The organism is Embleya sp. NPDC050493, assembly GCF_044458105.1.
Lineage (GTDB): Bacteria > Actinomycetota > Actinomycetes > Streptomycetales > Streptomycetaceae > Embleya.
Window position 1 is genome coordinate 237,369 of the sequence record NZ_JBITHP010000015.1, and the last position, 6,000, is coordinate 243,368.

Consider the following 6,000-nt stretch of genomic DNA (forward strand, 5'->3'; position numbering starts at 1 on the left):
CGCGGCTGCTCCCTCTCCCCTATTGTTTCTCCCCGATACCTCATTCGGGGAGGCGGGGAGATGCAGGCGCAGACCAAAAGGATCCTGACGCTGCTCCTGATCGTTTTCGTCATCTACACGATCATCGCCACGCCGGAAAAGGCCTCCGACCTGGTAGCGCAGTGGTTCCAGGCGATGTCGTCCGCCGCCAAGTGGTGCGGCGATCAGATCAGCGGCTGGACGAGCTGAGGCGGGCACGTCGAGAGGTGGGGGCGGGACCGGTCACCGGCTCCACCGTCGACCCACACGCGATACGCAGATACCTGCTGCCCACCGAGACCTGCGCGATAGCGGTGCGTCGGCACTGGGCCATCATCCTGCGCCCGCTGGCGATCACCACCCTCGGGACGGCCCTGCTGCTCCTGCTGCTGTGGTACTTCCCGGCCGAGAACCTGGCCGTGCACTACGGCGTGTGGCCGATCGGGGCGGGACTCCTGCTGTGGTGCTCGGGGCACGTACTCACCTGGCGCAACGACTACTTCATCGTGACCGACAAGCGGATCATCCTGGCCGGCGGGCTTTTCGCCAAGCGGGTCAACATGATGCCGCTGACCAAGGTGACCGACATGAGCTACCGGCGCACTCCGGGCGGCCGAATACTCGGGCACGGGACGTTCGTGATGGAGTCCGCGGGGCAGGATCAACCACTCAAGGAGGTCGGATTCGTGCCCCGGCCCGACGCCGTCTACCTCAAGGTGTGCGATCAGTTGTTCGGTCCCGACGTCGACTAATCGGCATGACCGGCGAGTAACACGAAACAGCTGGTAAAACCTCGAATTTTCTTTGCGGTGATTTGCGGCTTTCGTACTGTCGACATGCCGCTAGATACACCCGCATCACCTGACAAATCGGGGATGTCGCAAGGGGTTTGGGGCGGTGACCCGCGCCGGTAAGGGGGTACCGAACGACGGCTGCCGTTCCACCATGGCCGGCAGCGGCCAGGTTCCGCTCCAGGACCGACGAGGAGGTGGGCTCTCCAGTGCTGCTGCGAGATGCTTCCCACGAGGGCACGGCCGGCTCGATCGCCGACCGGGCCGCGCCCGCGCGCCTTCCCCGTACCGGCATCCCCCGCGTTCGCGCGGTCAGGGGTTCCGGCACCGACACCCCTCAGGACACGCGCACGCTGTCCCGAACCCTCCTGCTCCGCCTCACCGATGTCGTCGAGGGATCGGCCGAGCACGCCTACGTGCGCAGCACCCTGGTCGAGCTGAACCTGCCCCTGGTGCGCTTCGCGGCCAACCGCTTCCGCAGTCGCACGGACCAGTACGAGGACGTGCTCCAGGTGGGCACGATCGGGCTGATCAAGGCGATAGACCGCTTCGACCCGCATCGCGGCGTCGAGTTCCCCACCTACGCGGTGCCGACCATCATCGGCGAGATCAAGCGCTTCTTCCGGGACACCTCGTGGAGCGTGCGAGTACCGCGCCGGCTCCAGGAGTTGCGCCTGGCGCTGGCCGAGGCCACCGAGCAGTTCAACCACAAATACGACCGCGCCCCGACGGTGGTCGAGCTCGCCAAACACCTGAACCTGACCGTCGAGGAGATCCTCGAGGGCATGGAGGCGGCCAACGCCTACTCGCCTGCGTCGCTGGACGCACACGACCTCGACGACGATCGCGACAACGCGCTGATCGCCCGGTTGGGACAGGAGGACGAGGCGCTCGACGGCGTCGAGTACCGCGAGGCACTGCGCCCGCTGCTGGCCCGGATGAGTCCGCGCGACCGGCAGATCATCATGCTGCGCTTCTTCGGCAACATGACGCAGTCGCAGATCGGCGAGCGACTGGGGATCTCGCAGATGCACGTGTCCCGCCTGCTGGCCCGTGCGCTGGCGCGCCTGCGCGCCGATCTGTCCGCCTGAGCGGTTCGGCCCCGACCGCTGCCCGGCAAGGACCCTGACGATCCGTCAGAGCCCTTGCCGGGCGGCAGGTCGAGGCCGTCCGCGGGGTCGACCGGGTGCTCAGAGGGTGAGCAGCCGTGCCCGGAGCTTGAGTTCGGTGGTCGGGTCGATGCCCAGACCCGTGCGCAGGTAGTCGTCGAACGAGCCGTACTTCGTCTGCACCTGCGCGAACGCCGTGTCCAGGTACGACTTCTGCACGTACAGGAGCGGGTCCATCAGGCTCGGGTCCTGCATCAGACCGGCGGCCTTGAGGCCGGCCTTCGTGCCCTCGTTGCGGGCCCGGAGGTTGTCGTTGGAGGCGAGGTAGTCGGCGTAGACGGTGGCGTCGTCGACACCGAGCGCCTTGAGGACGATCGCGGTCATCCACCCGGTGCGGTCCTTGCCCGCCGTGCAGTTGTAGATCACCGACTTGCCGTCCGCGATGTCCCGCAGCACGGTGGTGAACTGCGCGCGCTGGGCCGGGTCGTCGACGAAGCCGCGGTAGATGTTCTCCAGCGCGGCGGCGGCCTTGCCGTCGCCCAGCAGCTCCTGCTGCTTGATCGGATCCCGGCTGCCCACCGCGGCGTTGGTGATGTTGGTCAGGTTGCCGTCGGCGATCGGCAGGTTCTTGATCGGGGTGCCGGCGGGCAGTCGGTTCACACCGTTGCCGGCGATCTCGGTGTCCGTACGGAAGTCCGCCGCCACGTCCACGCCCAGGCTCGCGAGCCGGGCCACGTCCGCGTCGGTCGCCTTGCCGAGCGCGTCGGTGCGGAAGACCTGGCCGTACTTGACGGTCAGGCCCCGATCGGTGCGGTAGCCGCCGATGTCGCGCGCGTTGGGCGCGCTCTGCAGGCCCAGCGAGCGCGGCGCGGTGACCACGCCGACGAACGGGCCGACCGGGGTGACGTTGAAGTACCAGCGCTGGGCCGGGTCCAGGCCGGACACGGTCAGCGAGGTGCCGTTGGTGGTGCCGACGAGCCGGGTGAAACGATCCACGTCGGTGGACGCGTACACGCGCATCGGGCCGGGCCACCGGTCGGTCCAGGTGATCGTGTACGTACCGGCCGCGTCGACCGTGGCCGACGCGCTCGTGACGATGCCGAGTCCGCCTCGGGCCGAGACGTTGGCGTCGCTGCCGACCTCGTCGGCAGCGGCCGACGAGGTCACCGCGACGGAGCCGCCGAGCGTGAGCGCCGCCGTGACGGCGATGGTCGCGAGGCGGGTGGTGCGTATGCGCATGCGGTTGTGCTCCCGAAGAGGAAGTGTTCGTGAGCGCGCGGGAACCACCTGGAAAACAACCGGTCGTTGCTACCGCGCGACGAGCACCACTGTAGTGACGACCAGGCCACTTGCTCCAGACGGTGCCGTATGGAGAGACGAACGCATCACCGCGACGGGGCGGGCGCATCTGCGGAGAGCGACGAACACATCACCCGGAAGGGATCGCGCATCGGCACGGCATCCCGGCCGATGCTCGCGTCGACCGCCGGCCGGAACACCAACCACCCGTATTTTTCGGCCACTTCGTCCCACGGCCGTCGACCCGCTCGATCCGCCGGATCCGCGGCCCGGACGGGGAACGCCGGCACGGTGTCCGAGAGTTTCCCTGATACGCCGTCAAATAGGTACCGAGCACGGGGATTCCGGGTAGGAGCCCGCCATCCGCACGGTGATCCGGACGGCCCTGCGGCAAAGTGGTGGCCAATGCGCGCGCGTGCGCACACGGGCACGGGCCGTGCACGCTATACCTGTTGATACCTGTCGCACGGGTGGGGGATGGTACGCCCACCGGCGACACGACGGGACCGGCTCGCCGGCCGGCCCGACGCGAAGGAGGAAGCCGTGCCGGACGGTACCAGCAAGCGCCACACCCCCGGCGATGGTTCGCCGGCCGAGCCCATCCCGCGAGCACAGGGTCCACGACGTCCCGGCCCGACCGGTCGCGAACGTCCCGATCCGGACTACGACCGTCGGCCGGATGCCGACTACGACCGTCGCCCCGACCCGGAGTACGACCGCAACGGCGTCGCGCCCGACGGGCCGACGGCCTACCCGGACCTGGCACCGGATCAGGGCGGACGCCGCTCCGGCCGGGCGCGCCGGGTCGCGAACTGGTTCGGCTTCGGCGCACCCGCCGAGGAGGAGCCGGATCCCTACGACCGCCGACCCGGCTTCGGCCGGCGCGATCCGTACGAGGCCGACGCGGGGTACGACTACGGCCGCGACCAGGGCCCGGAGTACGACGCCGACTACGACGCGGCCCCGCCCCCGACATCGGGACGCACCCGGCGGCGGACCGGCTCCTCGCACTGGGAAGACGTCATGCTCGGCTCCTCGCCGTCCCCCGGCACGCCGATGTCGGACAGCATTCCCGGCGACACGATGCCGCCCGACCGGCTGCACCGCGAGCCGCAGGGCGTACTGCCCCCGTCCCGCGGCACCTCGCGTCCGGGACGCCGCGAGGACCCGACGCCGAAGTGGCAGCCCGAGCCCGAGGACGACATCGAACCCGCCGATCCGATGGATCCGGTCGACCCGCTCGACCCGGGACCGAGCCCGTCGTCCGAGCGCCGCCCGACCTACCCGCCGATCCCCAAGCGCAGGCCCGCCCCGGCGGCGGAGTCCGATCGGGCGACGGTCGACACGATGCCCGCCCTCGACGACGAGCCCGACGACCGACGCCGGTTCGACGCCGGCACCACACCGGATCAGGACGACGACGGGCCCGGCACCTCGTTCGTGCCGGTGCCCGCGGCCCCCCGCGTGCCCTACCGCCCCGGACCGGCCGCGGACGCGGCCGACGAGGTACCGCGAAGGATGTTGCGCATGTTGCCCCCACCCGCGCTCGCCGACGGCGGCGGCATGGTCGTCGACGGTGGCCGACTGGGCCGGTTGAACGTTCGCGCCGCCGGCGTCCGCGGCGAACTGCACCAGCAGCAGGGCCTGCCGAGGCAGAACTGCTTCGCCGTCGGCCCGGACCCGAGCGCGCGGTGGACCATCGCGATCGTCTGCGACGGCGTCGACAACGCACACGCGTCCGAACTCGCCGCGCAGATCGCGGTCCGCAGCGCCTACCGCACGGTCGCCAGGATGGTCGCACGCGAACGCCACGAGAACTGGGACTGGGCCGGGGTGCAGGCCGAGGTCGAGGAGGACCTGCGCACCAGGCTCGCCGGAACCGCCGACCGGGCGCACGAACTCGGCCGCTCGGAACCTGCCACGCGCCTGGCGATATTGGTCACCGCGGCGGATCCGCTGGAGGACGATCGGGTCGACATGGCCGTGCTCGGCGACAGCACCGTGCTCCGCCTGGCCCAGGGTGGTTGGCGCGCGCCGCTGGGCATCCGGGACGCGTCCGTGGAGACCGCCCCGGCGGCGATCCCCGACCAGGCGGGCGACGACCAGCTGCGCATCTGCCGAACCACGTGGCGTCCGACCGACGTTCTGGTCATGATGACCGGCGGCTTCGCCGAGGCACTCGGTCAACCCACGGCCGGACTCGCGCCACGTCTCGCCGAGGATTGGCGCACGCCGCCATCCCTCTTCGACTACCTGCGCGACGTGGACGAGGGCCTTCGCCTGCGCGAGGACGACGGTTGTGTGGTCGCACTGTGGCCGTCGACGTGACCGACTGAGGCGCCCACCCACAGCGGTGATCACCGCTGTGGCGAATACGTTTCACCGATTCACCGCATACCTCGGGCGGGTCCCCGAACAATTGGGGCCCGCCCGTCGGTATGTCAGCTGACGGCAATGAGTACGGCCACCGCGACGACGATGATCGCGATCACGACTCCGGCGATCAACATCACCGGCGGGGTGCTGCGCCGGGCCGGTTCACCGGGGGCCGCAGGGCGATCCTCGTTCACGAAAGCCCGGAACATCTGAGTACTGGCTGCAGGATCCATCTCGTTGTCAGGCATGCGCACGACCATACCGCACTCGAAAAACGCAAAAGGCCCATCCCTGTTCGGGATGGGCCTTTCACACGTAGATTCCGGCGGCGTCCTACTCTCCCACACCCCTTCGAGTGCAGTACCATCGGCGCTGGAGAGCTTAGCTTCCGGGTTCGGAATGAGACC

General features: G+C 69.7%; 5 protein-coding genes and 1 rRNA gene. 4 read left to right on the plus strand and 2 right to left on the minus strand.

The window, feature by feature from the left end:
- Positions 1–60: 60 nt before the first annotated feature.
- From ACIBM5_RS27490 to ACIBM5_RS27500, 3 genes are all read left to right on the plus strand, one after another.
- Positions 61–228 (plus strand): hypothetical protein, encoded by a 168-nt coding sequence (locus tag ACIBM5_RS27490; protein ID WP_020556777.1) that lies wholly within the window; start codon positions 61–63, stop codon positions 226–228.
- Between the two features lie 17 nt (positions 229–245).
- A complete protein-coding gene (locus tag ACIBM5_RS27495; RefSeq protein WP_396009267.1) occupies positions 246–770 on the plus strand; it encodes a PH domain-containing protein in 525 nt (174 codons plus the stop codon).
- A 248-nt stretch (positions 771–1,018) separates the two neighbouring features.
- On the plus strand, positions 1,019–1,900 hold the full coding sequence (locus ACIBM5_RS27500; RefSeq protein WP_396009268.1) for a SigB/SigF/SigG family RNA polymerase sigma factor: 882 nt from the start codon (positions 1,019–1,021) through the stop codon (positions 1,898–1,900).
- Between the two features lie 99 nt (positions 1,901–1,999).
- On the opposite strand, the gene ACIBM5_RS27505 is transcribed toward ACIBM5_RS27500, so the two are convergent.
- Positions 2,000–3,157, minus strand: coding sequence for a tyrosine-protein phosphatase (locus ACIBM5_RS27505; protein ID WP_396009269.1), 1,158 nt, complete (start codon positions 3,155–3,157; stop codon positions 2,000–2,002).
- A gap of 603 nt (positions 3,158–3,760) precedes the next feature.
- On the opposite strand from ACIBM5_RS27505, the gene ACIBM5_RS27510 reads away from it, so the two are divergent.
- The gene (locus tag ACIBM5_RS27510; protein ID WP_396009270.1) at positions 3,761–5,545 is read left to right on the plus strand and encodes a protein phosphatase 2C domain-containing protein; all 1,785 of its coding nucleotides are present in this window, start codon (positions 3,761–3,763) and stop codon (positions 5,543–5,545) included.
- A 368-nt stretch (positions 5,546–5,913) separates the two neighbouring features.
- Here the strand turns inward: ACIBM5_RS27510 and rrf are convergent.
- Positions 5,914–6,000: ribosomal RNA gene (gene rrf, locus ACIBM5_RS27515) — 5S ribosomal RNA — on the minus strand; the annotation flags it as partial.

Coding starts and splice junctions, on each gene's coding strand:
- ACIBM5_RS27490 (WP_020556777.1), top strand. CDS start 61: ATGCAGGCGCAGACCAAAAGGATCCTGACGCTGCTCCTGATCGTTTTC.
- ACIBM5_RS27505 (WP_396009269.1), bottom strand. CDS start 3,157: ATGCGCATACGCACCACCCGCCTCGCGACCATCGCCGTCACGGCGGCG.